The 24,477-nt window shown below is 48.1% G+C and carries 27 protein-coding genes and 1 riboswitch; of the genes, 19 read left to right on the top strand and 8 right to left on the bottom strand.

The annotated features are described in order from the left end of the window. Positions 1 to 16: 16 nt before the first annotated feature. The 12 genes from sufB (at position 17) to OXB_RS00395 (ending at position 13,034) form a co-directional block, all read left to right on the top strand. Entirely contained in the window at positions 17 to 1,414 is a 1,398-nt protein-coding gene (gene sufB / locus OXB_RS00455; protein WP_041070795.1) for a Fe-S cluster assembly protein SufB, read from the top strand. A gap of 658 nt (positions 1,415 to 2,072) precedes the next feature. Then, entirely contained in the window at positions 2,073 to 2,936 is an 864-nt protein-coding gene (locus OXB_RS00445) for a DUF72 domain-containing protein (protein ID WP_041070788.1), read from the top strand. After that, positions 2,936 to 3,760 carry a sulfite exporter TauE/SafE family protein gene (locus OXB_RS00440; RefSeq protein WP_041070785.1) on the top strand — a complete coding sequence of 275 codons (825 nt, stop codon included), beginning with the start codon at positions 2,936 to 2,938 and terminating at the stop codon, positions 3,758 to 3,760. The genes OXB_RS00445 and OXB_RS00440 overlap by 1 nt, the downstream gene beginning before the upstream one ends. Positions 3,761 to 3,763: 3 nt before the next feature. Further along, entirely contained in the window at positions 3,764 to 5,134 is a 1,371-nt protein-coding gene (locus OXB_RS00435) for a bifunctional metallophosphatase/5'-nucleotidase (RefSeq protein ID WP_041070782.1), read from the top strand. A 201-nt stretch (positions 5,135 to 5,335) separates the two neighbouring features. Continuing rightward, the gene (gene yunB / locus OXB_RS00430; protein ID WP_041070779.1) at positions 5,336 to 6,094 is read left to right on the top strand and encodes a sporulation protein YunB; all 759 of its coding nucleotides are present in this window, start codon (positions 5,336 to 5,338) and stop codon (positions 6,092 to 6,094) included. Between the two features lie 52 nt (positions 6,095 to 6,146). After that, positions 6,147 to 6,328, top strand: a riboswitch (Lysine riboswitch). Positions 6,329 to 6,459: 131 nt separating this feature from the next. Further along, positions 6,460 to 8,031, top strand: a complete 1,572-nt coding sequence (locus tag OXB_RS00425) for a Na+/H+ antiporter NhaC family protein (protein ID WP_041070776.1) — start codon at positions 6,460 to 6,462, stop codon at positions 8,029 to 8,031. A gap of 185 nt (positions 8,032 to 8,216) precedes the next feature. After that, positions 8,217 to 9,758 (top strand): sodium-dependent transporter, encoded by a 1,542-nt coding sequence (locus OXB_RS00420; RefSeq protein WP_041070773.1) that lies wholly within the window; start codon positions 8,217 to 8,219, stop codon positions 9,756 to 9,758. A gap of 12 nt (positions 9,759 to 9,770) precedes the next feature. Continuing rightward, positions 9,771 to 9,878: a methionine/alanine import family NSS transporter small subunit gene (locus OXB_RS18270; protein ID WP_084212352.1), complete on the top strand. Its 108-nt coding sequence runs from the start codon at positions 9,771 to 9,773 to the stop codon at positions 9,876 to 9,878. Positions 9,879 to 10,288: 410 nt separating this feature from the next. Next, the gene (gene lipA, locus OXB_RS00410) at positions 10,289 to 11,245 is read left to right on the top strand and encodes a lipoyl synthase (protein ID WP_041070767.1); all 957 of its coding nucleotides are present in this window, start codon (positions 10,289 to 10,291) and stop codon (positions 11,243 to 11,245) included. 121 nt (positions 11,246 to 11,366) lie between these two features. Continuing rightward, complete coding sequence (locus tag OXB_RS00405; protein WP_041070764.1) at positions 11,367 to 11,678, top strand: YutD family protein; 312 nt, start codon at positions 11,367 to 11,369, stop codon at positions 11,676 to 11,678. Positions 11,679 to 11,816: 138 nt separating this feature from the next. Then, positions 11,817 to 12,266: a DUF86 domain-containing protein gene (locus OXB_RS00400; protein ID WP_041070761.1), complete on the top strand. Its 450-nt coding sequence runs from the start codon at positions 11,817 to 11,819 to the stop codon at positions 12,264 to 12,266. Between the two features lie 3 nt (positions 12,267 to 12,269). Continuing rightward, positions 12,270 to 13,034 (top strand): TIGR01457 family HAD-type hydrolase, encoded by a 765-nt coding sequence (locus OXB_RS00395; protein WP_041070758.1) that lies wholly within the window; start codon positions 12,270 to 12,272, stop codon positions 13,032 to 13,034. Positions 13,035 to 13,089: 55 nt separating this feature from the next. Here the strand turns inward: OXB_RS00395 and OXB_RS00390 are convergent, their stop codons facing one another. After that, on the bottom strand, positions 13,090 to 13,326 hold the full coding sequence (locus OXB_RS00390; protein WP_041070755.1) for a YuzB family protein: 237 nt from the start codon (positions 13,324 to 13,326) through the stop codon (positions 13,090 to 13,092). A 199-nt stretch (positions 13,327 to 13,525) separates the two neighbouring features. Between OXB_RS00390 and OXB_RS00385 the strand changes: the two genes are divergently transcribed. Then, positions 13,526 to 14,593, top strand: coding sequence for an NAD(P)/FAD-dependent oxidoreductase (locus OXB_RS00385; RefSeq protein WP_041070752.1), 1,068 nt, complete (start codon positions 13,526 to 13,528; stop codon positions 14,591 to 14,593). A 63-nt stretch (positions 14,594 to 14,656) separates the two neighbouring features. Here OXB_RS00385 and OXB_RS00380 read toward each other — a convergent pair whose 3' ends face one another. Then, positions 14,657 to 14,986, bottom strand: coding sequence for a YuzD family protein (locus OXB_RS00380; protein ID WP_041070749.1), 330 nt, complete (start codon positions 14,984 to 14,986; stop codon positions 14,657 to 14,659). Positions 14,987 to 15,074: 88 nt separating this feature from the next. Here OXB_RS00380 and OXB_RS00375 point away from each other — a divergent pair, with 88 nt between their 5' ends. Next, complete coding sequence (locus OXB_RS00375) at positions 15,075 to 15,311, top strand: NifU family protein (RefSeq protein WP_041070746.1); 237 nt, start codon at positions 15,075 to 15,077, stop codon at positions 15,309 to 15,311. A gap of 107 nt (positions 15,312 to 15,418) precedes the next feature. On the opposite strand, the gene OXB_RS00370 is transcribed toward OXB_RS00375, so the two are convergent. Continuing rightward, positions 15,419 to 16,093, bottom strand: a complete 675-nt coding sequence (locus OXB_RS00370) for a DUF2225 domain-containing protein (RefSeq protein WP_041070742.1) — start codon at positions 16,091 to 16,093, stop codon at positions 15,419 to 15,421. A gap of 131 nt (positions 16,094 to 16,224) precedes the next feature. Here OXB_RS00370 and OXB_RS00365 point away from each other — a divergent pair, with 131 nt between their 5' ends. The 3 genes from OXB_RS00365 to OXB_RS00355 all read left to right on the top strand — a co-directional run bounded on the left by OXB_RS00365 (position 16,225) and on the right by OXB_RS00355 (position 18,591). Continuing rightward, complete coding sequence (locus OXB_RS00365; RefSeq protein ID WP_041070740.1) at positions 16,225 to 16,590, top strand: HesB/IscA family protein; 366 nt, start codon at positions 16,225 to 16,227, stop codon at positions 16,588 to 16,590. Positions 16,591 to 16,869: 279 nt separating this feature from the next. Then, positions 16,870 to 18,084, top strand: a complete 1,215-nt coding sequence (locus OXB_RS00360) for an NAD(P)/FAD-dependent oxidoreductase (protein WP_041070738.1) — start codon at positions 16,870 to 16,872, stop codon at positions 18,082 to 18,084. Between the two features lie 189 nt (positions 18,085 to 18,273). Continuing rightward, positions 18,274 to 18,591: a YuiB family protein gene (locus tag OXB_RS00355; protein WP_041070736.1), complete on the top strand. Its 318-nt coding sequence runs from the start codon at positions 18,274 to 18,276 to the stop codon at positions 18,589 to 18,591. A gap of 51 nt (positions 18,592 to 18,642) precedes the next feature. Here OXB_RS00355 and OXB_RS00350 read toward each other — a convergent pair whose 3' ends face one another. Next, on the bottom strand, positions 18,643 to 19,119 hold the full coding sequence (locus OXB_RS00350; RefSeq protein WP_041070734.1) for a divergent PAP2 family protein: 477 nt from the start codon (positions 19,117 to 19,119) through the stop codon (positions 18,643 to 18,645). Positions 19,120 to 19,267: 148 nt separating this feature from the next. On the opposite strand from OXB_RS00350, the gene OXB_RS00345 reads away from it, so the two are divergent. Beyond that, positions 19,268 to 20,773, top strand: a complete 1,506-nt coding sequence (locus tag OXB_RS00345; RefSeq protein ID WP_041070732.1) for a leucyl aminopeptidase — start codon at positions 19,268 to 19,270, stop codon at positions 20,771 to 20,773. A gap of 88 nt (positions 20,774 to 20,861) precedes the next feature. Here OXB_RS00345 and OXB_RS00340 read toward each other — a convergent pair whose 3' ends face one another. Next, positions 20,862 to 22,880: a catalase gene (locus OXB_RS00340; RefSeq protein ID WP_041070730.1), complete on the bottom strand. Its 2,019-nt coding sequence runs from the start codon at positions 22,878 to 22,880 to the stop codon at positions 20,862 to 20,864. Positions 22,881 to 23,077: 197 nt separating this feature from the next. Between OXB_RS00340 and OXB_RS00335 the strand changes: the two genes are divergently transcribed. Beyond that, positions 23,078 to 23,302: a hypothetical protein gene (locus tag OXB_RS00335; RefSeq protein WP_041070727.1), complete on the top strand. Its 225-nt coding sequence runs from the start codon at positions 23,078 to 23,080 to the stop codon at positions 23,300 to 23,302. Positions 23,303 to 23,349: 47 nt separating this feature from the next. Here the strand turns inward: OXB_RS00335 and mnhG are convergent, their stop codons facing one another. The 3 genes from mnhG to OXB_RS00320 are packed head-to-tail and all read right to left on the bottom strand — an operon-like array spanning position 23,350 to position 24,471. Next, positions 23,350 to 23,730 carry a monovalent cation/H(+) antiporter subunit G gene (mnhG, locus tag OXB_RS00330; RefSeq protein WP_041070724.1) on the bottom strand — a complete coding sequence of 127 codons (381 nt, stop codon included), beginning with the start codon at positions 23,728 to 23,730 and terminating at the stop codon, positions 23,350 to 23,352. Next, complete coding sequence (locus OXB_RS00325) at positions 23,714 to 23,995, bottom strand: Na(+)/H(+) antiporter subunit F1 (protein WP_041070721.1); 282 nt, start codon at positions 23,993 to 23,995, stop codon at positions 23,714 to 23,716. The genes mnhG and OXB_RS00325 overlap by 17 nt, the downstream gene beginning before the upstream one ends. Then, positions 23,992 to 24,471: a Na+/H+ antiporter subunit E gene (locus OXB_RS00320; RefSeq protein ID WP_041070718.1), complete on the bottom strand. Its 480-nt coding sequence runs from the start codon at positions 24,469 to 24,471 to the stop codon at positions 23,992 to 23,994. Before OXB_RS00320 ends, OXB_RS00325 begins: the two co-directional genes overlap by 4 nt. Positions 24,472 to 24,477 lie beyond the last annotated feature (6 nt).

The following is a 24,477-nucleotide window of genomic DNA, read 5'->3' as shown; positions in this document are numbered from 1 at the left end:
ATGGAGGAAAAAGATAATGGCTAAAAAAATGCCGGAAATCGGCGATTACAAATATGGGTTTGCGGACAAAGACGTATCTGTTTTCCGTTCGGAGCGTGGATTGACACGTGAAATTGTAGAAGAGATCTCCAACATGAAAGAGGAACCACAGTGGATGCTGGACTACCGCTTGAAGTCCCTTGAGATTTTCTACAGCAAGCCGATGCCACAATGGGGCGGCGACTTGAACTCGCTGAACTTCGATGAGATCACCTATTACGTTAAACCGTCCGAAGCTACAGAACGTTCATGGGATGAAGTTCCAGAAGAAATCAAGCGTACGTTCGACAAGCTTGGTATTCCGGAAGCGGAACAGAAATACCTTGCTGGGGTTTCTGCCCAATATGAATCCGAAGTTGTCTACCATAATATGAAAGAGGATCTCGAAGATTTGGGGATCGTCTTCAAAGACACGGACTCCGCTCTTCGCGAAAACGAAGAACTGTTCAAAAAATACTGGGGTACAGTCATCCCGAACACGGATAATAAATTCGCGGCGTTGAACTCGGCGGTCTGGTCGGGTGGTTCTTTCATCTATGTACCGCCTGGCGTGAAGGTCGATACTCCGCTGCAAGCCTATTTCCGGATCAACTCGGAAAACATGGGGCAATTCGAGCGTACGCTGATCGTTGTCGACGAAGGTGCAAGCGTTCACTACGTAGAAGGATGTACGGCACCTGTCTACACTACGAACTCACTTCACAGTGCGGTCGTTGAAATCATCATCAAAAAGGATGCGTACTGCCGTTACACGACAATCCAGAACTGGGCGAACAACGTCTACAACCTCGTGACGAAACGGGCGGTCTGTGAAGCGAACGCAACGATGGAATGGATCGACGGCAACATCGGTTCCAAACTGACGATGAAATACCCCGCTTGTATCTTGAAAGGCGAAGGCGCACGCGGCTTGACGCTGTCCATCGCATTGGCAGGAAAAGGCCAGCACCAAGACGCTGGAGCGAAAATGATGCACTTGGCACCGAATACGTCGTCCACGATCGTATCGAAGTCCATTTCCCAACATGGCGGGAAAGTGACATATCGCGGAATCGTCCACTTCGGCCGCCGTGCAGAAGGCGCTCGCGCGAACATCGAATGTGACACGCTTATCATGGATAAATTGTCGACATCCGACACGATTCCATATAATGAAATCCTGAACGACAACATTTCACTCGAACACGAAGCGAAAGTTTCCAAAGTCTCCGAAGAGCAGCTCTTCTACTTGATGAGCCGCGGAATTCCAGAGTTGGAAGCAACTGAAATGATCGTCATGGGCTTCATTGAACCATTCACGAAAGAACTGCCGATGGAATATGCGGTAGAGATGAATCGCTTGATCAAGTTCGAAATGGAAGGCAGTATCGGATAAACGGTTTTGTTTATCCGCTATACAGCAAAGAGCAGCTACCCGATGGGGATAGCTGCTCTTTTTTATTTTTCGTTACCGGCGGCCTTTATACCGATTAGGGTAAAGAGTGAACCTTGTTTCGAGGTTGTCCCCGAATGTTTCGAGGTTCGTGGGAAGCATTGCGAGGTGTTTGGAGAACGTTTCGAGGGGCGTCGGATACGTTGTGAGGTGGCGAAAACGTTTCGAGGTTTGGAGGGAGCGTTGGGAGGTGCGATTGAAATGTTTAGAGGTGGGAATCGAACGTTGACAGGTGAGTGGAAAACGTTTGGAAGTGTTCGATTGTTTCGAGGTTAGAGGGAAATGTTTCGAGGTTGCCCCCGAATGTTTCGAGGTTCGTGAGAAGCATTGTGAGGTATTTGGGGGAACGTTTCGAGGGGCGTCGGATACGTTGTGAGGTGGCGAAAACGTTTCGAGGTTTGGAAGAAACGTTGGGAGGCTCTCCCCAAATGTTTCGAAGTCCAATAGCTGGGGGAAACGGCTATATTAGGTTCACGCATTCCTGAATTGATTGGAGTTCACTTCCAAGTAAAAGGGAGGCGTGGTCAGCAAATGGCACGACTGTTTTCGGGGCTTATGCTATGATAGAACTACTTGATTCATAATAAAGGAGGGATTTCCCATGATCCACGTTGGTTTGACAGGGTGGGGAGATCATCCTGATGTGTATGCTCCAACTTCCAGTAAGAAGGATAAATTGATCGATTATAGTGCGCATTTTCCGATTGTCGAGTTGGATTCTTCCTTTTATGCAATCCAGCCTGAACGCAATATCCGCAAATGGATTGCGGAGACGCCGGATTCTTTTCAATTCATCGTCAAGGCGTATCAGGGGATGACGGGACATCAGCGGGGGGAGATTCCGTATGAGTCGCCCGAGGAAATGTTCCGGCTGTTCCGTTTGTCGATAGAGCCATTGCGTGAGGCGGGAAAGCTTGCGATGATTCTAGTGCAATATCCGCCTTGGTTTGATTGCAAGCGGGAGAATGTTGAGCAGATCCGAGAAATTCGGCGTCAGCTGGAAGGCTTTGATATCGCTATCGAATTCCGGCATCAATCGTGGTACTTGGACGGACTCCGTGATAAGACGCTTGATTTCCTAAAGAAACTCGATTTGATCCATACCGTTTGTGATGAACCGCAAGCCGGGGAAGGCAGTATTCCGTTGGAAGCGGCCGCAACGCGCGCGGATAAGGCTTTCATCCGCCTCCATGGACGGAATGCTGCAGGATGGCGGAATAAGACCGGGGATAGTGTGGCATGGCGGAAGGTCCGCTATTTATATGATTATACCGATAACGAGTTGGCGGAAATCCAGCAGGCGATGAAGAAATTGAAGAATGAGTGTGAAGAGGTTTTTGTCATCTTCAATAATAACTCTGGTGGTCATGCGGCCGAAAATGCCAAGCGTTTTCAAAAATTGGCCGGCTTGGGCAGCCGCGCATTGGCGCCGAAGCAACTTGATATATTCGAGGAGGAACCTTGATGGCGTTTTTATTATTGGCATTGATCGGCGCCATCTCGGGCATCATGGGCTCGCTTGTCGGCCTTGGCGGGGGGACGATCCTTGTTCCGCTTACTCTTTTTGTCGGCATCGACATGGGCTGGATTGAAGGCATCACCCCGCAAAGCGTGGTCGGGCTGTCGGTGATCATGATGATTTTCAATGGCTTGTCTTCGACGATCTCCCATATGAAAGGGGGAACCGTCGATTACCGGACCGGTTGGATTTTCTTCGCAGGATCCGTCCCCGGCACGGTCTTCGGAGCTCTTGTCAATAAAGGGCTGGATTTGTCTTCTTTTAACCTCTATTTCGGCATATTGTTATTGTTGCTGTCCACCTTATTATTGGCAAGGAAATACTTGAAGCCGATCCATTGGTTTGTCGAGCATGGGAAACCGATCACCTTCCAGGATAAAGAAGGGGAATTCCATGTCTACGGCTATCCGGTTTGGTTCGCGCTTTTATTGTCTTTAGGGATCGGCTTTATGTCAGGGCTATTCGGCATCGGGGGCGGGACGATGATTGTGCCGGCGATGATCCTTCTGTTTTTATTTCCGCCGCATGTGGCGGTCGGCACATCGATGTTCATCGTGTTCTTATCCGCCATCGCCAATTCCGTCTCGCATATTTCCTTGGGCCATGTCCCTTGGCTGTATACGCTGCCTGTCATACCCGGAGCGTATATCGGTGGGATGATCGGATCCATGTTGAATCAGAAGATGAATTCGGAAACGTTGGTCTTGGTGTTGCGGCTCATGCTGTTATTGTTCGGAGTCAGGTCGATCGTCGACGGAATATGGGGATGAGATATGAAACAGAGAAAAGAGAGTATCCATTTTTATCATACGAATGACATCCATAGTCATTTCGAGAACTGGCCGCAGATCAGCCGTTACCTTCGTACGCGCAAAGAAGAGCACGCCGCCCGATCGGAAGCCTGCTTCGTTGTCGATATCGGCGATCATATCGATCGGTCCCATCCATTCACGGAAGGCACGAACGGGCTCGGCAATGTCGCATTGCTCAATGCTGCAGGATACGATGCAGTGACAATCGGCAACAACGAAGGCATCACGATGTCGAAAAAGGCGTTGAACAGCCTCTATCAAGGAGCCCGCTTCGACGTCATCCTCGGAAATCTGTTTGAATTGGACGGTTCCCAGCCGAAATGGTCGAAACCTTTCCGAATCTACACGACGGGGGAGGGGACCCGGATCGGCATCATCGGGGCGACGGCTCCGTACCCCGTTTTCTACTCCAAACTTGGGTGGAAAGTCGTTCCCGGCCGCGAACAACTGAAAAAGATGGCGGAACAGCTGGAAGCCCAAACGGATATCATTGTATGCCTGTCCCACTTAGGGGTCAATGAAGATCGGCTCCTCGCCTCGGAATGCAGTCTGATCGATGTCATTTTCGGAGCGCATACCCATCATTTATTCCTGAACGGGGAATTTGTAGGAAACACGTTGTTGGCTGCTACCGGGAAGTTCGGCGAATATGTCGGGGAAGTGGTCATCGAGTGGGATGTGGGACGGAAACAGATTGCCCGTAAGGAAGCGACTGTGCATCGCGCGGACCGGATGGCCGTTTCAGACTCCGATGTACAGGAAGTGAATGAGCTGATGGAAGACGGCAAGCGTGCGATGGACGAGACAGTGTTCCATAATCCGTACCCATTGACTCAGAACCTGTTCGCCCCGAGCCCGTTGTCCTCCTTTTTCGGCCGCGCATTGATTGCCTACACAGATGCAGATTGCGCCATGTTCAATGCGGGGATCTTCCTCGGAAGCTTGGATGCGGGCTGGGTGACGAAAAAAGATCTGCACTCCCTTCTCCCGCACCCGATCAATCTATGTGTCATCACCTTGAAAGGCCGCGAATTGATGGAAATATACGAGCTCTCGTTAAACGCAGAATGGCCGCATATCGAAATCAAAGGGCTCGGCTTCCGTGGAGCCTTGATGGGTGCGATGATCCATGAGAGGTTGTACAAAAACAAGGCGGGCAAATTGTTTGCGGGCAATCGGGAAGTCATGCCTGATGGGATCTATAAGCTTGCGACGCTCGATATGTTCACATTCGGTTACTTTTTTCCAACTCTCCAATTCGCGGAAAAAGAATATTATATGCCAGAATTGATCCGGGATATTTTCGGATGGTATGGTACTGAATATTTTTAAGTTGAGGCTGGTTGAAAGTTCATTTATCAGGACAGGTTTCGGCAAGATGCAAGGGCGGCCGGCTGGCGTAAAGCGACCGGAGCCCTTGTTTTTTGCATGTTCATCGGTAAAATCTGCACTCAAGGCATCCCTATGTTTTAGACCGAAACGGATGTATGAACGACTCCTTTCCTGCATATGGTGACAGCAGGAGGAGTCGTTTTGAGGTTTCATGAGGTCAGGCGCAGATCAAGGAAAAAGAAGTGGAAACTAGTGCCTCTTCTAATCCCTGTGTCTCTAATTGCAATCGCCTTGTTTTTCTATACGGTCAATAGCAGACTTACTCCCATTTACGTAGAATATGCCGAAGTCCAGACGACGAAGATCGCGGCGCATGTCATCAGCAAAGCGATCAACTCGAGAACCGCCGCCGTCATGGATATCAATGAAATCATTGTCCCTACACCGGATGATCCCGATTTGGTGAAGTTCAATACCGAAATCATCAACATGGCAATGGCGGAAATCCATTCCTTGGTCGAGGCCCATTTGGAACAGGCGGAAACCGGAAATCTCGATATGCTGCCGATGGATGAGGATATTGAATACGATCCGCAAAAGATGGAGAGCCACGGCGGCGTCGTTTTCTTCGTTCCCATGGGGCAGGCGACCAATATTCCATTGCTTGGGAATCTGGGGCCCAAAATCCCGATCCGCTTCCACGTCATCGGGGATGTCAGTGCAACTGTCGAGACGGATATTAGGGAGTTTGGCATTAATAACGCTTATGTTGAAGTGAATATCGCGTTAAAAGTGAATGTACAGATCATTGTCCCTTTGGCAACCCGGAAAAGTGTCATTGAACAACGGATTCCTGTGGCAATCGGTTTGATCCGCGGAAAACTCCCGCATATTTACAATAGCGGAGAAGGGAATACACCCTCTATCGAAATCCCGGTCCCTTTACCAGAAACCCAATAAAGCCTTGATATATGGTTGGTTTCTTGGTAGGCTGTTATAGTAATTAAAATATCGATAGGGTAGAGGCTGCATTGTTTAAGAGTAGCACATGCGAGAGTGACGTCAGAGACCATGTGTGAAAGGAAGCATTGCCGAAGTCTGACAGGTATGGTCGAATTCCTGCTGGCTGGGTTTATTCCGAATAGGGATAATACTGTCAATCGTCGGTTCTAAGATTGATGAGCTACAATCGTACGTTAGATGAACATATCCGACAAACGAAACGTAGATGAAGCCGACTCCTGATGCACTCCTGACAGTGTTGAAGGCAGTCGGTTTTTTATTCCCCCGAAGCGCTTCGGCCTATCGAAACGGAGGAATACAGAATGACCGGAACATGGGTATCAATTTTGCCGCCAATAATCGCCATTCTCATGGTTTTGATAACGAAACGCGTACTGTTATCGCTCGGCGCGGGTATCGTCGCCGCGGCCCTTTTGGCAGCTTCGTTCGCCCCGGGAGAATCGGCGGCGAACGTATGGAAAGCGATGACGGTGTCGATCTGGGATGGCGGTGCGCTCAATACGTATAATATTTATATCATGCTCTTTTTATTGTTGCTCGGCGTGATCACTGCTTTGGTCAGCTTGTCCGGTGGAAGCCGCGCATTTGCCAAATGGGCGGTCCAACGTATAAAAACGAAACGTGGAGCTAAATTGTTGACTGTCTTTCTTGGAATCGCCATTTTCGTTGATGATTATTTCAATGCTTTGGCGGTTGGACAGATTGCACGTCCTATAACGGATGAACATAAAATATCACGGGCAAAACTGGCTTATTTCATCGACTCCACCTCAGCGCCGATCTGCGTCATCTCTCCCATCTCCAGTTGGGGGGCTTATCTGATCGGACAATTGGCTCTTTTGTTTGGCGGAGTGGCGGCAATCAGTTACTCTCCATTATCCGCATTCGTCATGATGGCGCCGATGAACTTCTATGTTGTAGCCACTTTGACGATGGTTTTCTTCTTTGCCTGGACCAATGTCGATTTCTTTGAAATGAAGAAGCATGAAGATCGAGCAGCAACGACTGGCGTTTTATTTGACCCGGATAAGGATATTCCGGGGCAATTGAAAGAGGATTTTCCTGTCCATTCGTTTGGCCGTGTCCGCGATTTGGTCGTCCCGATTCTGACACTCGTCGGAATAACTCTTGGTATGATGGTCTGGACGGGATATAACATCGGTGGCTCCATGAGCATCTGGTCCATCTTTGAAAATACGGATGTTCCGTTTTCATTGTTGATAGGTGGGCTTTCTGGAACTGCCATCGCGGTGCTGTTGTATACATTGCAAATGAAGGTGAATGACACCGCTTCGTATTCGTTGGTCGGTCATGCTTTCCTATCAGGTATAAAAGCGATGATGCCTGCGGTGTTGATCTTGATTTTTGCATGGGGCCTTACTTTCTTGATCGATCAATTGGAAACAAGAGTTTTCTTATCTGAAGTGATCTCCAAAGCGAATTTGCCGATTGCTTTCTTGCCAGCCATCATGTTTGTCTTGGCAGGATTAATGGCCTTTTCCACAGGGACATCATGGGGGTCATTTGGCATCCTCATTCCGATAGCTGGAACAATTATGATTGATATGGCACCGGAAATGCTATTACCCGCTTTGTCCGCAGTCCTTGCAGGAGCGGTATTCGGGGATCACTGTTCACCCATTTCCGACACAACCATTCTGTCTTCCACGGGAGCCGGGTGTAACCACATCGACCATGTGGCAACCCAGTTGCCATATGCACTCATATGTGCAGGGATTGCCACCTTGGGCTATATCGTACTCGGCTTCACCGGATCAATCTGGATTGGCTTAGTGACTGTCCTCGCGATGCTCATTCTCTTGTTCGCTTTCTTGTTGACAAGAGGGAAGAAAGTTGTGGTTCAATCGGTCTGATGAAAAAGGAAGAAAGAAGCGATAATCTGGCATGTCGCTTCTTTCTTTCACAAAATTAGATTTCAGATAAATAATTGTTTTGACAATACTTTTATAAATGATTATACTAATTTTATATTTGAGTAGTTTGAAAGCGGCTCTGTAAGAAAGCGCTTTCATTTATAAAAAGAGAAGGGGGAAGAAGCATGGAGCAGCGTTCACAGTGGGGAACAAGGGCCGGTTTTGTAATGGCAGCGGTCGGTTCTGCAGTCGGGTTGGGAAATATTTGGCGCTTTCCGTATGTTGCATACGAAAATGGCGGCGGTGCATTTTTCATTCCGTATTTATTCGCCTTATTGACAGCTGGGATTCCGATCTTGATTATGGAATTTACGATGGGCCATAAGTATCGGGGGTCTGCTCCCTTATCCTTTTTCCGGATGAGTGGAAAAAAGGCTGAGTGGATCGGTTGGTGGGGGATTTTTGTTGCATTCGTCATCTCGACCTATTACGCAGTTATTATCGCATGGGCTATGAAATACACGGTCTATTCTTTCAATTTGGCATGGGGAAGCGACACGGAAAGTTTCTTATTCGGAAATGTTTTGAACTTGGCTGAAACACCGGGGCAAGCAGGAGGATTCGTTCCTGGCGTCCTGTTCCCGTTGTTGCTCGTGTGGATCATCGCATTCATCATTTTATTTGCGGGTGTTAAACGGGGAATTGAACTCGCGAATCGTATTTTCATTCCGACATTGGTCGTCGTATTCCTATTGGTCGTCCTTCGTGCAGTGACGTTGGAGGGTGCAGCTCTAGGGCTGGAAGCGTTCTTTAAACCGGACTTGGGCAAATTGATGGATCCGACAGTTTGGGTTGCGGCTTACGGGCATATATTCTTCAGTTTATCAATCGCATTTGCTATTATGATCACTTATTCCAGTTATCTACCGAAGAAATCTGATATTACCAATAATGCATTCATTACAGGCTTTGCGAACTCCGGATTTGAATTGCTTGCAGGTATTGGGGTGTTTGCCGCACTTGGATTCATGGCGACCCAAGCTAACGAAGCAGTTGCTGATGTGGCATCCGCTGGTGTGGGCCTGGCGTTTGTCGTGTTCCCGCAAATTGTTAATGAAATGCCGGGGATGAACGGTCTTTTCGGGGCTTTGTTCTTCTTATCGCTTGTCTTGGCAGGCCTTACTTCGCTCGTTTCGATCTGTGAAACGTATATTGCAGGAGTGGCCGATAAGTTCAATATTTCCAGAAAGAAATCAGTATTCATCGGCGTTGGATTGTCCGCCGTGATTTCCCTGTTGTTTGCGACACGGGGCGGTCTATTCTTCCTGGATGCTGCCGATTATTTCATCAACCAATTCGGTGTTGCGGCGATCGGTCTTGTAGAAGTCTTTTTAATCGCTTGGGTATTCAGGAAGCTCGGAACGTTTGAGAATCATGCCAATGAAATTTCCGATATCCGATTGGGTGGTTGGTGGAAGTTCTGCCTAAGTTTTATCACGCCGATTGTACTCGGATACATGATGTTCGGTTTGCTGAAAATCAATTTATTGAAACAGCATAAGGATGGGGAAGGCAATGTCATAGGAAACTATGAGGGGTATTCAGATTCCTTCATATGGACCAGTGGCTGGTCGGTTGCGATTTTTGCCATCATTGCAGCGATCATCTTCTCTATTTTTAAATGGAATAAAAACACATTGAATTCAACTGATTACGATAATAGATAAGGAGGATTCGTCATGAGCGGTGGAGCTATCTTAATGATGATTATCGGAATCCTCGTCATTTGGGGAGGACTCGCGGCAAGCATCATCAACGCGGTTGCCAAATCAAAACGTCGTGTATGAAGCAGGGCTGTCCGAAAAGTCCAGGCACAGAGTTGGATACTAGCAAAAAGCAAGGGCGCCGGGAGACTCCTGCGGGAAAGCCGGCCGACGAGACCCCGCACGGCTGTAAGCCGGAGGAGGCTCGTCGGCTGGCCCGCGGAAAGCGACCAGAGCCCTTGCTTTTTGCGTGTTTAACCGGAAAATCCACTTTCTGGACAGCCCCTTTGCTTGCGGATCGTCCTTCTTTCTGGCAAAGGTAATTGCAATTTGAATCAACAAATCACCTCTTGCATTTTTAGCATTAGGTGATTTTTTATGGTCATAATGTTATTGTGGAATTGCATCCATCGTGCAAGTGAGGATGGTTGTTTGAAGTCTGAATTTATGATACATTGTCAACAGGCATTGAAACTAAATCACCAGCGAGAAGAATGGGGTTGATCGGTTTGTCATGTAGACCGGAGCAAGGAAATCGAAATGAGCATATTAAAAAACCGGACTGGTTGAAGATTAAATTAAATACGAATGATAACTATAAAGATTTGAAAAAGATGATGCGGGAAAAAAACCTACATACGGTATGTGAGGAAGCCCGCTGCCCGAACATCCATGAATGTTGGGGTGAACGCCGAACGGCCACTTTCATGATCTTAGGTGCCGTCTGTACGCGTGCTTGCCGATTCTGCGCCGTGAAAACCGGCCTTCCGAACGAACTGGATATGGCAGAACCGGAGCGTGTGGCGGATTCCGTAGCGCTGATGAATTTGAAACATACCGTCGTTACAGCGGTTGCGCGGGATGATCTGAAAGATGGAGGATCCGAAATTTTTGCTGAGACGATCCGTGCCATCCGACGGAAAAACCCGTTCACGACTGTGGAAGTATTGCCGTCCGACATGGGCGGAGTGTATGAGAATCTGGAACGGCTCATGGATGCAAAACCGGATATCCTGAACCACAATATCGAGACCGTCCGTAGACTGACACCTCGGGTCCGGGCCCGGGCGACTTACGACCGCTCCTTGGAACTTCTGTTGAGGGCCAAGGAAATGCATCCGGAGATCCCTACGAAATCTTCTTTGATGGTCGGGCTTGGGGAGACTTATGAAGAGATCATCGAAACGATGGATGACCTTCGCGCGCATAAAGTGGATATTATGACGATCGGTCAATATTTGCAGCCGACAAAGAAACACTTGAAAGTGCAGAAATATTATTCCCCACAAGAATTTGCTGAGTTGCGGAAAATTGCGATGTCCAAAGGATTCTCTCATTGTGAGGCAGGTCCACTTGTCCGCTCCAGCTATCATGCGGATGAACAAGTGAATGCGGCCGCTCGGGAAAGACAGCGCCTAGGGGACGAACAGTTGGAAACGTTGCAAAGCTGATGACTTCTTTCGTGCGGTTCTCATTTCAGACAATAAGAGGGGCGCTCGCTTTCCGAAGGGAAGCGCAGCGTCCGGCATGGTAATGTATTCAACATGCGTGAAAGATGGCGGTGAGAGGTAAATGATTACAGTGGATAATTGGCAGTTTGAAATCGTGACCGACTATCGAGACGGTTTCAACGAAGAAGCATTCCTGGCCCGCTACAGCGATATCCTGCTCAAGTATGATTATATTTTAGGAGATTGGGGATATGGCCAACTTCGTCTGAAAGGTTTCTTTGACGATCGCAACCAAAAAGCCACCTATGAAACGAAAATCAGCACATTGCAAGATTATTTATATGAGTACTGTAATTTCGGCTGTGCCTATTTCGTGTTGAAAAAAGCAGGCCGCGTCAAGCAGGAGACCAAACCTTCAAACGCAGAGGCATAACAGGGACCCGTTGCAATTCGGCAGCGGGTCTTTTGGTGCCGACAAATGGGATGTGATTGCAGCCGGCGCCTTGGTGTTCGCAGGAAACGGGGTTATGGTATCATGAATAAGGAATTACCACGATACGGAGGGAAACATATGTATTTTATCGATCGGAAACATATTAGCCGAACGCTGGAAAAGATGGAGAGTCTGCTTATCTTATATAAAAACGGGAATGGATGGATAGAGGATGAAATCCATGAGCTTGCGTTGGAACGGATTGCACATGTCATTATTGAATCGATTATCGATGTAGGCAACTCGATGATTGACGGTTTCATCATGCGGGACCCGGGCAGTTATGAAGACATCATCGACATCATGGAAGACGAACGTGTGATAACTAGTGAAATGGCACAGCCGTTAAAACAAGTGATTGAACTTCGGAAAATGATTGTGCGTGAATTTACGGAGGTGGACCATCAGCAAGTTGATGAAGTCCTTGCCGATACATTTGACGCCCTGCAAGAGTTTCCAAAACGCGTGCAATATTATTTGGACAATGAATTGGGACCGGTCTCCGCATTCTTGCCGGAAACGGAGTGAACGATGGAACGATATCAAGCGGTTTGTTTAGACTTGGATGGGACCGTTTATAAAGGAATTGAGCCGATTCCGGAAGCGGTCACTTTCATTGATCGGTTGCAGGATCAGGGCGTGGAGCCATATTTCATAACCAATAATTCTTCCATGACCCGTGAGCAGATCCGGGAAAAATTGCTGTCCTTCCAAATTCAAGCGGATTCCAGCAGAATTATGACATCTGCCATAGCGGCTGCCAAGTATTGCGTAGAACATTTCAATGGCGGGACGGTCATGATGATCGGAGAAAAAGGGCTGGAGGAAGCGTTGGAGCTTGAAGGGATCCGGCTGACTGGGAAAGATCCCGATGTGGTCATCATGGGCATCGACCGTGAAATCACATATGCCAAATTGGCGGATGCGTGCCTCGCCTTGCGGAACGGAGCGCATTTCATAGCAACGAATAGCGATAGAGCTTTTCCGACAGAACGGGGGCTTGTGCCAGGCAACGGCTCCTTTGTCGCGCTGATGGAATCGGCTTCCGGCCAGAAACCCGTATTTGTCGGCAAGCCGGAGCCCCATATGCTCGGGTTTATACAACAGGATGGGCAATTGGGAAAAGAGCAGATGATCATGATCGGAGATAACTATGATACGGATATCATGGCGGGAATTCGGTTCGGAATCGATACGGCACATGTGGCAGGCGGAGTCACCTCCCCGCAAGAGGTGCTGCAGAAGGACAGCCAACCTACCTATCAATTCCATACGTTGCTGGATTGGTTTAACTGAATCCGACGGGACGAAATAAAAAAGCTAACCGCGTGTCCAAGCGGTTAGCTTTATGTCAAAAGAGCGGATTATCCTCAATGAATTGATAAATGCGCTTCGTCAATTCTTCCGGGGTATCTGCTTCTACAATCTCACCGTTTACGATAGCATAGAGGGATTCCATACATTTCGTACAGTAACTCAGACAGCCATACTCCAAGACATCAATATTCGGGTCTTTCTCCAATGCCTCGAAAGTTTCGTGTGAACCGTTTGCAAGATTACTTATGCAAAATTCAACGATCGGATTCACAATGATCACCTCACCTATTAGGAATCCTACTCTTTTTTCATTCCCAAGTCAATCAAGCGGGAGCCGGGACCGGATGGGACGTACAGGGTCCAACGGTCGGAAAAGTGGGACATAAAGGTCTTATTGTGAAAGATGTCACAAACTGATATAATCGAATGTGGATAAATAATAAGATTATAGAATTGCGAAGGAGAGCATTATGAAAAAACTTGTACTTTTAGGTGCCGGCTATGGTAATATGCGTATTTTGTTGCGCCTCTTGACGAAAGAATTACCCGCTGACGTTGAGATTACATTAATCGATCGTACTCCATTCCACAGTTTGAAGACCGAATTCTATGCATTGGCGGCAGGGACCGTTTCCGATGCGGATGTACGAGTCCCGCTGCCGGTTGATGAACGGTTGAAGGTCGTCGGCGGCGAAATCGAAGAAGTGAATCTTGAGGAGAAATGCGTCTATCTGGCGGATGGCAAAAAGATAGAATATGATGACTTGGTCGTCGGCTTGGGATGCGAGGACAATTATCATAATGTCCCAGGAGCTGCTGAAAATACGTATAGCATCCAAACAATCGGGAAATCGAGGATCACCTATGAAAAATTGTTAGGCCTGAATAGCGGAGCGACTGTCGGAATCGTCGGAGCCGGCTTGAGCGGTATTGAACTGGCCAGTGAACTGCGCGAAAGCCGACCGGATCTCGTCATCAAATTATTTGACCGCAGCCCACGGATCTTGCGTGATTTCCCGGAACGTCTTAGTAACTTTGTGAAGCGGTGGTTTGACGATAATAACGTCACGGTGGTGTCCAACTCGAACATTACGAAGGTGGAGCCGAATGCGCTGCATAACCATGAAGAGACCATTCCGGTCGATGCGGTTGTCTGGACGGCTGGGATCCGGCCTGTGCAGGTCGTCCAACAGATGGATGCCGAGAAGGATCGATCCGGACGAGTCATCCTGAACATGCATCATCAGATCCCGCAACATCCGAATGTCTATGTGGTCGGTGATTGTGCAGCCTTGCCATTCGCGCCGAGTGCCCAATTGGCGGAAGAGCAAGGGGAACAGATCGTCAAAATATTGCGGCATGTCTGGAACGGAGAGCCGCTGCCGGAAAAAATGCCGGAAATTAAATTGAAGGGTTTCCTTGGATCCTTGGGGAAAAAGCAAGGATTCGCCTATTTGGCAGACCGGACCGTCACAGGACGGATCGCCCGCCTGTTGAAATCGGGAGTTCTTTGGATGTACAAGTGGCATAATGGATAAAACAAAAGCCCGTCTGCATATATGCTTATGCAGGCGGGCTTTCTCATTTACTTCAGCTCGTTATCATTCGGCTGATCCCTTGAACCCTTGTCTTTCCAATTCTGCGAACACCGGCTTTAGTTGAATATATCCTTCGCCGACCATTTGGCCGCCGATCATCACTAACGGATAAAAGTATTCATCATTGCGGACTTGTTCCGCAATTTCCCGTTGCCTTTCATCCGCGATGTCCGATTCAATATCAATGTATTGGATGACGTACGGTTGTCCGGGATATTTTCGACCGATTGCTGCATCGAGCCATTCATACGTATCTTTGGAGGAGGGCGCGTTGACGCAGCTCGCACAAACGATATCTGCCCCATAAATTTCAATGCTTACTTGACTTTCCATGAATAGGATAAACCCCTTTCGAATCAATATTGGATTTTTTTCTGTTTCTTGTTTATAATAAGTATAAGGAAAGGAGAATGTGAAAACAATGACTGATACAACAATGGTAGAATCCGTTCAAGAAGTTCTTGGTAAATTGCGTCCCTTCCTCCTACGCGATGGAGGAGATTGTGAATTAGTGGATATTGAAGACGGCATCGTAAAACTTCGACTATTGGGTGCTTGCGGCTCTTGCCCAAGTTCGACGATTACATTGAAGGCTGGAATCGAGCGTGCCCTCTTGGAAGAAGTTCCAGGTGTCGTAGAGGTAGAACAAGTATTTTGATTTGAACAGTATTTCGAATGCAGAAAGCGCCGCGTTTCGGAGGAGTGTCCCTTTTCCGTTTGCGGCGCTTTGCCTATTGGTGTGCCGGCATCGGCTAGATGGGTGCATCAGGTTTCCCGGATTTCCTGCCACCGTTCTTTGGCCATCTCTATAATATGGGGTTCGGTGCTCGTCCGTTGGCTTTCAATGACGCGCGAGAAGCTCCGGACCGCTTCTTCCCGGTCCCCTGTCTTCCACGCCAGCTCTGCGATCATATACATGACCCGGGTCTCGGACATTTGGGTGCCGACGTAATCCCCTTCCGAATAGGCGTTCAAATACAATGTCTTAGCGATGGTCATGAAGCGCTGTTCCTCATCCTCTTCTTCTTTTTCCCGATATAACCATGCAATCCGCAAGGTGATCCCGGCCATCGTCAAGTCTTTTTCTTTCTTGAATCTGGCGCTCAAATAGGCCAGCTTATATGCTTCGATCGCTTCCTCAATCGTGCGTTCTTCCCCGTAGGACCGTTCCTTCCACTGTGAAGTGATCTTTTCGTCGATCGCTTCTCGCGTGCCGGGTGCAAAATAAGGTGAAAAATCATCGGTGAATGAAAATCCGCAATGTGGACAAACTGCTACATTATAAAAGAGTGGATTGATGTCCTGGTTCACGTACACGGGCTTGAAATCACTTTCAAGGGAGGCGACACGAACTAACCGGGAGCGGATCCGTTTGGTAGTAAATTTCCCTTTACAGTTCAGGCACTCCATTTTTTTATCATAAGCCGGATTGAGTTCCATATTGATCGTTCCTTTCCTAACCCTCCTCTCTAGTATAACGTAAATCATCGGGACAAAAGTGATAATGATTGCACACATTCCAATTTCATTGATATGATAATGATAGAAAATAAAAGGGCAGGTGAACAGCGATGAATCAAGTAGTTGAAATTACAGAATCCGCCGCATATCACGTCAAGGAAATGATGCGCCATAACGGTGAGGAAGGTTCTTTTCTCCGTGTCGCTGTAAACGGCGGTGGATGCAGTGGGCTGACATACGGCCTAGGTTTTGCACAGGAGAAGACGGACGAGGACGTCTTGCTGACCCAACACGGGATTCAAGTGGTCGTATCCAAAGAGGATGCAGCCATCCTGGAAGGGACGAAAGTCGATTATAAAGAGTCCTTGATGGGCGGGGGATTCACAATTGATAACCCGAACGCCATCGCGTCTTGTGGCTGCGGTACATCTTTCCGAACAGCTAAAAAAGAGGGAACCCCTCAAGAATGTGATTAACAGAACAAAACGGCATCCGGAAGTCGGGTTCCGGTGAGATAGACCCTCCTGTCCGATGCAGGAGGGTTGCTGTATGGATGGAGCTATTTACCGCACTAATTCTGTATTTTCTAAGCATTCCTATTTCAATTAGAGAGTTGAAAAGAAATGTCAAAAGGTCTAGTATTAGTAGTAGATGTTTGTCTAAGTATTGACAACGGCCAGGACTGTAAAAATCGTCGGTGCAATCGATTTCAAGCGGGCCAGGCACATTAAAATCCAAAGGTGGTTTCGATCTTCGTGAGTAGACCGACAATACTAGTATTAGGGGCAGGTTACGGCGGGTTATCGACAGTTGTTAACTTGCAAAAATCGATTGGAGCAGACGATGCCGATATCGTACTTATCAACAAAAATGAGTACCATTATGAGTCGACATGGCTCCATGAAGCAGCTGCAGGAACCTTGACTCCTGAACAAGTCCGCTACGATATCAATCGTGTCATCAATACGAATAAGGTTAAATTCATTCAGGCAACTGTTGAAGGAATCGACGTCCAAGGGAAAGTCGTTACAACCGACGTCGGGACTCATTCATACGATTACCTCGTGATCGCGCTTGGTTTTGAAGGGGAGACATTCGGCATCCCTGGGCTTGATAAATATGCCTTGTCCATTTCAAACGTCAATACGGCACGCCAAATCCGCGATCATATCGAGTACCAATTTGCAACATGGTCAGTGGAAGAGGAGAAGGATGATAGCCGATTGACTATTATCGTAGGCGGAGCAGGATTTACGGGAATCGAATTCTTGGGGGAACTGGGAAATCGCGTTCCTGAGCTTTGCAAAGAATATGACGTGCCGGCAGAAAAAGTCCGCGTCATTTGTGTAGAAGCGGCTCCGATGGTCCTTCCCGGATTCGAACCGGACTTGGTGGACTACGCCGTGCGCCAGCTAGAAGCAAAAGGCATCGAGTTCTCCATCGGCACTCCGGTTGTGGAAGCTACTCCGGAAGGCGTCAAGATTAAAAAAGGTGAAGAGGAATTTGAATTTATCAAAGCGCGTACTGTTGTATGGGCAGCGGGGGTCCGAGGCAACCGCCTGATTGAAGAAACGGGTATTGAAAACATGCGTGCCCGTGTGAAAGTCGACAAGGATCTTCGTGCGCCAGGCTATTCCGACGTATTCATCATCGGGGATTGCGCATTGATGATCAATGAAGAAACCAACCGCCCTTATCCGCCAACTGCACAAATTGCGATGCAGCAAGGGGATATGTGCGCAAATAATATCATTGCCTTGATGGGCGGAAAACCGACAGCGGAATTCGTTCCGGATCTGAAAGGCAGCATCGCCTCCCTTGGTGATGATGACGCGATCGGTGTGGCGTTCGGCAAGAAAATGACCGGTGCCCAAGCGTCCTTCATGAAGAAAGTGGTCGATAACCGTTCCCTTTTCCTCATTGGCGGCCTCGGTTTGACCTTGAAAAAAGGGAAATTCAACTTCTTTTAAAAGAATATGAACAACCATCCAGCACCTGCTTGTCGTTGACAAACAGGTGCTTTTTTCAAGCGAAGGAAACGGGGAAGCTCCCTTGAACGACAAGTAGGAAGTCTGACAAATTGGCGAACTGTCCTAACTTGATTGAAAGAAGGGGCGCATTGTTGTAAAATGGAGAGTGGAAAATGGGGGTTGTCTGCAATGCCATTGACACAAGTCGTTTTATCAGTTCTCATATTCATAGTCATGTTTTTCGGTATAGGTTTTTTACTTAACATGCTTCTCCGGATGACCTGGTTGATGGCGATCATTTATCCGATTGTCGTCATTTTGATCATAGATGAAGTGAAATTCTATGAATATTTCACGAAACCGATGTATTCATTCCCACTATTGGGTGAGAAATTCCTCTCTTTGCATCCGACGGATATCATCATCCTGTCAAGCGGGATGGTTGGAGCCATCATATCGGGGATTGTTAGTAAGCTATTGCGGAAACAGGGTTATCAGATGTTCTAACAAGAAAAAGGTGCGCGAAAGCAGATGGCTTCCGTGCACCTTTTTTTCAATTTATACGAGAAAAGAGTAGATGACGACTGAAATCAGTATCCCCGTCAAGGCGCCTGCGAACACTTCACTCGGTTTGTGGCCAAGCAATGTTTTCAATTCCTGGATCTTTTGTTGGCCATCTTTTTGCTGCCACCCTTTCGCCTCTTGGACGAAAGTTTGGAAATCGAGCCGCATTTGGTTGATGATCAATGCTTGCTGCCCGGCCTGGTAACGGATTCCGGTCGCATCGAACATGACAATTACTGCAAAAATGGCCGACACGGCGAACAGGTTGGAGTCCAGGCCGTTTTCATACGCAATCGCTGTTGTCAACGCTGTGACCGCGGCCGAATGGGAACTGGGCATGCCACCAGTGGAAGTGGATAACTTCCAATCCAGTTTTCCTGTCAAAAAATAATGGATCGGAATTTTGACAACCTGTGCAAATAGAATGCCGAATAATGCCGCAAGGAGCGGGATGTTTTGAAAGATGGCCATAAAGAGTCCACTCCTTTTGTAATACTCGAATTACTGTTAGTATACCATAATGGCTTCATTCCAAAAAATGATTTGAGGCTTTCATTTGGAAACGCTTCCGCTTCTTTCGGTTATAATGAACTTGGATGATAAAGAGGAGGTAGTTGGAATGAAGCCGATTATAGTGGAACCGCAATTTGAAAAGGTGGAAGCCGATGTACTGATTATTGGGGTGCCGGAACATCCTGAAAATGTGGATGGTTGGGAACGGCTCGTCGGAAATTTCAGTTCCCGGTTACCGGAATGGATCAAGACAGGTGATGTGAAAACCGATTTTAAAAAAGTGGTAAGATTGCCGGCACTCGACGGGAAAAGCTATGCCCGCGTCTTCTTTATCGGACTCGGAGCGAAGAGGCATTTGAATGAAGATCGCATCCGCGAATCTTTTGCCGCAATCGGGAAAGAATTGATTGCCAGCAAGGCTTCATCAGCCGCCGTCTGGATTGAACCGTTTACAAATGACTCCCTTGGCCATGCGGATATCGCATTCCTGGCGGGGGAAGGCATCGGATTGGGTTCGTACCAATTCGAGAGCTATAAAACGGGATCCAACGAAAAGGATATACGGATCGAAACGGTCCAAATCTTGACCGGGCAAGATGCGGATGAGATGAAGGCGGCTTTTGAAGTGGGCGTCGTCCATGCCAAGGCTGTCAATGAAGCGCGGACACTTGTGAACATGCCTCCGAATATTCTGACTGCCAGGAAGTTGTCCGCTCACGCCAAGCAATTGGCGGAGACGTATGGTTTCGAAATAGACGTCCTTGGCAGACAAGAGATGGAAGAGCTCGGCATGGGGGCGATTTTAGCGGTCAATCAAGGATCTGTGGAAGAACCGCAACTCATCGTGCTCAAATATGCCGCTACGGAAGAATGGACAGAAGTCATCGGTTTGGTCGGCAAGGGGATTACGTATGACACAGGCGGGTATTCATTGAAACCGAAAGATGGAATGGTCGGGATGAAAGGGGATATGGGAGGGGCAGCAGCGGTTCTCGGTGCGATGCAGATCATCGGGGAATTGCGTCCAGCGCGCAACGTCATCGCGGTCATTGCGTCTACGGACAATATGATATCGGGCGAAGCGTTCAAACCGGATGACGTCATCACTTCATTGAGCGGAAAAACGATTGAGGTGTTGAACACCGATGCCGAGGGAAGATTGGTCCTTGCGGATGCAGTGACATATGCCAAGCAGTCAGGGGCGGATTATCTGATAGACGTCGCGACTTTGACAGGCGGCGTCATCGTTGCGCTCGGTCATGATAAAACAGGGGCTTTGACGAATGATGAGTCCTTTTTCGAGGAATTTTTGGAAGCATCAGTGGAAACGGGCGAGTTCGTCTGGCGGCTGCCTTTGACGGAGAAGGATAAGAAACGGATCCGCAAAAGTGACATGGCTGACCTGAACAACTCACCGGGTCGGGATGGCCATATGATCTTCGGCGGCGGATTCGTCGGAGAGTTCGCAGAAGATACCCCTTGGATCCATCTGGACATTGCAGGGACGTCCGATGCTGCTTCCGCCCATGAATTGGGGCCGAAAGGGGGAACCGGCGTCATGGTCCGGACACTGGCGACTTTGGTGCAACGGATGGAAGCTGAAGAAGAATAGGGACTCCGGAAATCGGGCGTACTCATAGCAACCATGGTACGCCCGTTCTGTTTGCCTTTATGAAGAAGTGCCGGTCATGTAAAGTCGCTCAAACGATTTTCCTGTTCCAAAACCGATGTGCAGCAATCGCACGGATGAATTCATCGGGAAATTTTTGAATGTCATATCCTGCAATCACGCCAGGTTTTCCGTCAAATTTGTTCACGGTGAGGAACTGTATTCCTTGGTGGGTGGCGCCGATCGGCTTATAATGCGAAAAGGCTTCATCGACAAAGTAAGCCGCATCCTTGTTGAATTTTCTATTACTGCCATTCACTATATAAACGGCATCAAATTGAACAGATTTTGCGGTGAGGAAGGTGTGATCCGCCTCAAATGCAACTCCATCCGTACCGACAACTTCCCCTTGGGTTTCGCTGATGAATTCAGGCATCAGGTCAGCCGCCATTAAGCGGTCAATCACATATTTTACATCCGGACCGTTGAAGCCGTTTGCTAGGATTACGGCAACTTTCCGTGTACTCGGGGTGAAAACCGTATTGTGCTGGCTGAGAGCAGGGGATGAGTCGACGACGGTTGAGCCGCCTTTGGAGGGCGGAGCCACGCCGATCCTTTTTGCAAATGCTCCTGTCAACTCTAAACTGACATTCGAAAACATATCGACGACTTGCTTTCTCACCGAAAGACTTTTCACTTTTCCCAATTCAAAACTGAACGCATCAATGATATGTTGTTTTTCCGCAGGGCTCATACTGTTCCAGAATAGGGTTGCCTGCGAGAAATGGTCTTCGAAACTTTCGCTGCGAGCCTGGATTTTCCGGCCTTCCACTTTTTCCTGGTAATGTGTATATCCGCCTTCCGCCGCACTAGCGGGGGCGGGTGTGTTTCCTGCCAAGGAATTTCGGTGATAGTTCACTTTCCCTTTATTAATAGTTTGCCGGTGATAGCCTTCGCGTTGGTTATTATGGAAGGGGACGATTGGTCTATTGATCGGTATTTCATGGAAGTTCGGACCGCCAAGACGGATCAGCTGTGTATCGGTATAGGAGAAGAGACGGCCTTGCAGCAACGGGTCATTTGTAAAGTCGATTCCGGGGACGACGTTGCCGGGATGGAAGGCGACCTGCTCGGTTTCGGCAAAAAAATTATCCACATTCCGGTTCAATGTCATTTTTCCAATGATTTTAACCGGAATCACCTCTTCGGGCCAAAGCTTTGTCGCATCCAAAATATCATATCCAAGTGCAAACTCATCCTCTTCTTTCAAAATTTGGACTCCCAGCTCAAATTCAGGATAAAACCCTTTTTCAATCGCATTCCATAAATCATTGCGATGGAAATCCGGATCGACCCCTCCTAGTTTTTGAGCCTCCTCCCAAACGAGGGAATGGGTTCCTAAGAGGGGCTTCCAGTGGAATTTAACAAAGGAAGCTTTCCCATGTTCATTGACAAATCGGAAAGCATGGACGCCGAACCCTTCCATCATCCGAAAACTTCTGGGGATGGCCCGGTCCGACATGATCCACATGATCATATGTGCACTCTCCTGGTTATTGGCCACGAAATCCCAGAACGTATCATGAGCCGTCGAGGCCTGCGGGATGTCGTTGTCCGGCTCCGGTTTGAATGAATGCACGACGTCCGGGAATTTGATCGCATCCTGGATGAAAAAGACCGGGATATTATTGGCGACTAAATCATAATTTCCTTCAGTCGTATAAAACTTCGTCGCAAATCCTCTCGCATCCCGAGCAGTGTCGGCGGACCCCCTTGCTCCGTTGACTGTGGAAAACCGGACGAACACCGGCGTTCTAATGGACGTATCTTGCAAGAACTTCGCTTTCGTATATTCCTGCAGGCTCTCATATAATTGGAACTCTCCATGTGCTCCGAACCCGCGCGCATGGACGACTCTTTCAGGAATCCGTTCATGGTCAAAATGGGTCAACTTCTCGCGGAAATGAAAGTCCTCCATGATGGTCGGACCACGCACTCCGGCTTTCAAAGAAAATTCATCTTCCGACACTTTCAAGCCTTGGTTGGTTGTCAGTTTTTTTCCTTTGTCATCCACTTTGAAAAACTCAAGTTGTTTCTCCTTATCATTCATCTTCCGATTCTGTTGATCGCTCAGTTAAACTCCCTCCCTATGCTCAATTTATGTTCTGAGGTTTGAATTATTCGTTGCAGGTTGGTCGCTGTCAAGTCCGCTGCCTCAATTTTGCCAGCGTCTCGGCGCCATGATGGGCGGATGTCCCCGTTCATATTGTCACCAACGAATAGGATAAGTGGGAAAGGGGGATGACGATGCCTCGACGTGGTGGTTATCGACATGGTGGATATGGCGGCGGTTATGGCGGCGGGTATGGATTTGGAGGGCCGTTCTTAGGCGGCTTGGCCGGTGGGCTTCTCGGATCCGTCCTGTTTCCTTCCTATGGATACGGAGGATATCCGTATTCGTACTATCCGTATGGATATTATCCGTACGGGTATCCATATTCGCCATACGGATTTTACGGCGGCTTTTATTGAATGAAAAAACACGCATGGACCGGCGTACCGGCACCATGCGTGTTTTTTTAATCTTCTTCTTGCAGTTTGGTTTTCCCCTTTTGGCTCTTTTTGACAACATCGGCCAGTTCATCTCCAACGGTCAAATCGCTCGGCTTGACACCTGACAAGTAGGCGGCCCGGCTCATCAAATGTCCCCCGATAGGAGAAGTGATGAACAAGAAGGCGATGGCGAGCAAGAGTTGGATGCTGAAATGCCCTTCATTGAACCAGAAGTGGAGGAAGACACCGAGCAAGATACTCAGAACCCCCAGTGTCGCGCTTTTGGAAGCTGCGTGTGCCCGTGTATAGACGTCGGGCAACCGAAGAACACCGATTACCGTGACAATCGTAAAGACGACACCTACGACAATCGTAAGGACAATCAGACTATTAGCTAGTACGGTCACGTTCGATGATCTCCCCTTTCTCAATGAATTTCGAGAAGGAAACCGTTCCGATGAAAGACATGATCGCTATCAGTAAAATGACTTCGATGAAAAACTCAGTATCGAACAGGATGGATAGCAATGCAATGGCGGAAATGAGCATGACGCCGATGCCATCCAAGGCAATGAGGCGGTCCGGTATGGAAGGCCCTTTATAGACACGGTAGAGCAACCCTATAATACAGAGAACCACCACTAGTAAACAAGCCCATATGAATGTTATCACGGTCGGCTCACCTCCTTGATCGCTTTTTCAAATGAATTTTTGATGGAATCGATCGCTTCTTCCACATCGTCCACATCTATTGCGTGGATATAGAGAGTGCGCTGATCATCCGATACGTTCATGACGATCGTTCCCGGCGTCAAGGTAATCAAGCTGGAAAGCAAAGTGATTTCCCAGTCATGTTCCAAGTCGGTCGGCAGAGCGAATATCATCGGTTGGATATTCAGTTTCGGCCGGATGACGAGAAGCAATACCGAAATATTCGAGAGCGTCAATTCTTTGAAAAACAGCAATGTAAGCTTCAACGCGGCCCAAGCACGCCATATATACAGCCGTGTCTTGAAAAACCGTCTCATCATGAAGATCAATAGAAGACCGATCAAATAGCCGACGATGAAGGTCGTTGCCGACATGGAGGAGTTCATGAACATCCAAACGACGGCAATAAAAAAGTTCAATAATATTTGAAATGCCATCGTCCT

Source organism: Bacillus sp. OxB-1, from assembly GCF_000829195.1.
Classification (GTDB): Bacteria; Bacillota; Bacilli; order Bacillales_A; family Planococcaceae; genus Sporosarcina.
The sequence above is the reverse complement of the archived record's forward strand: the minus strand, read 5'-3'. Positions and strand labels throughout refer to the sequence as shown.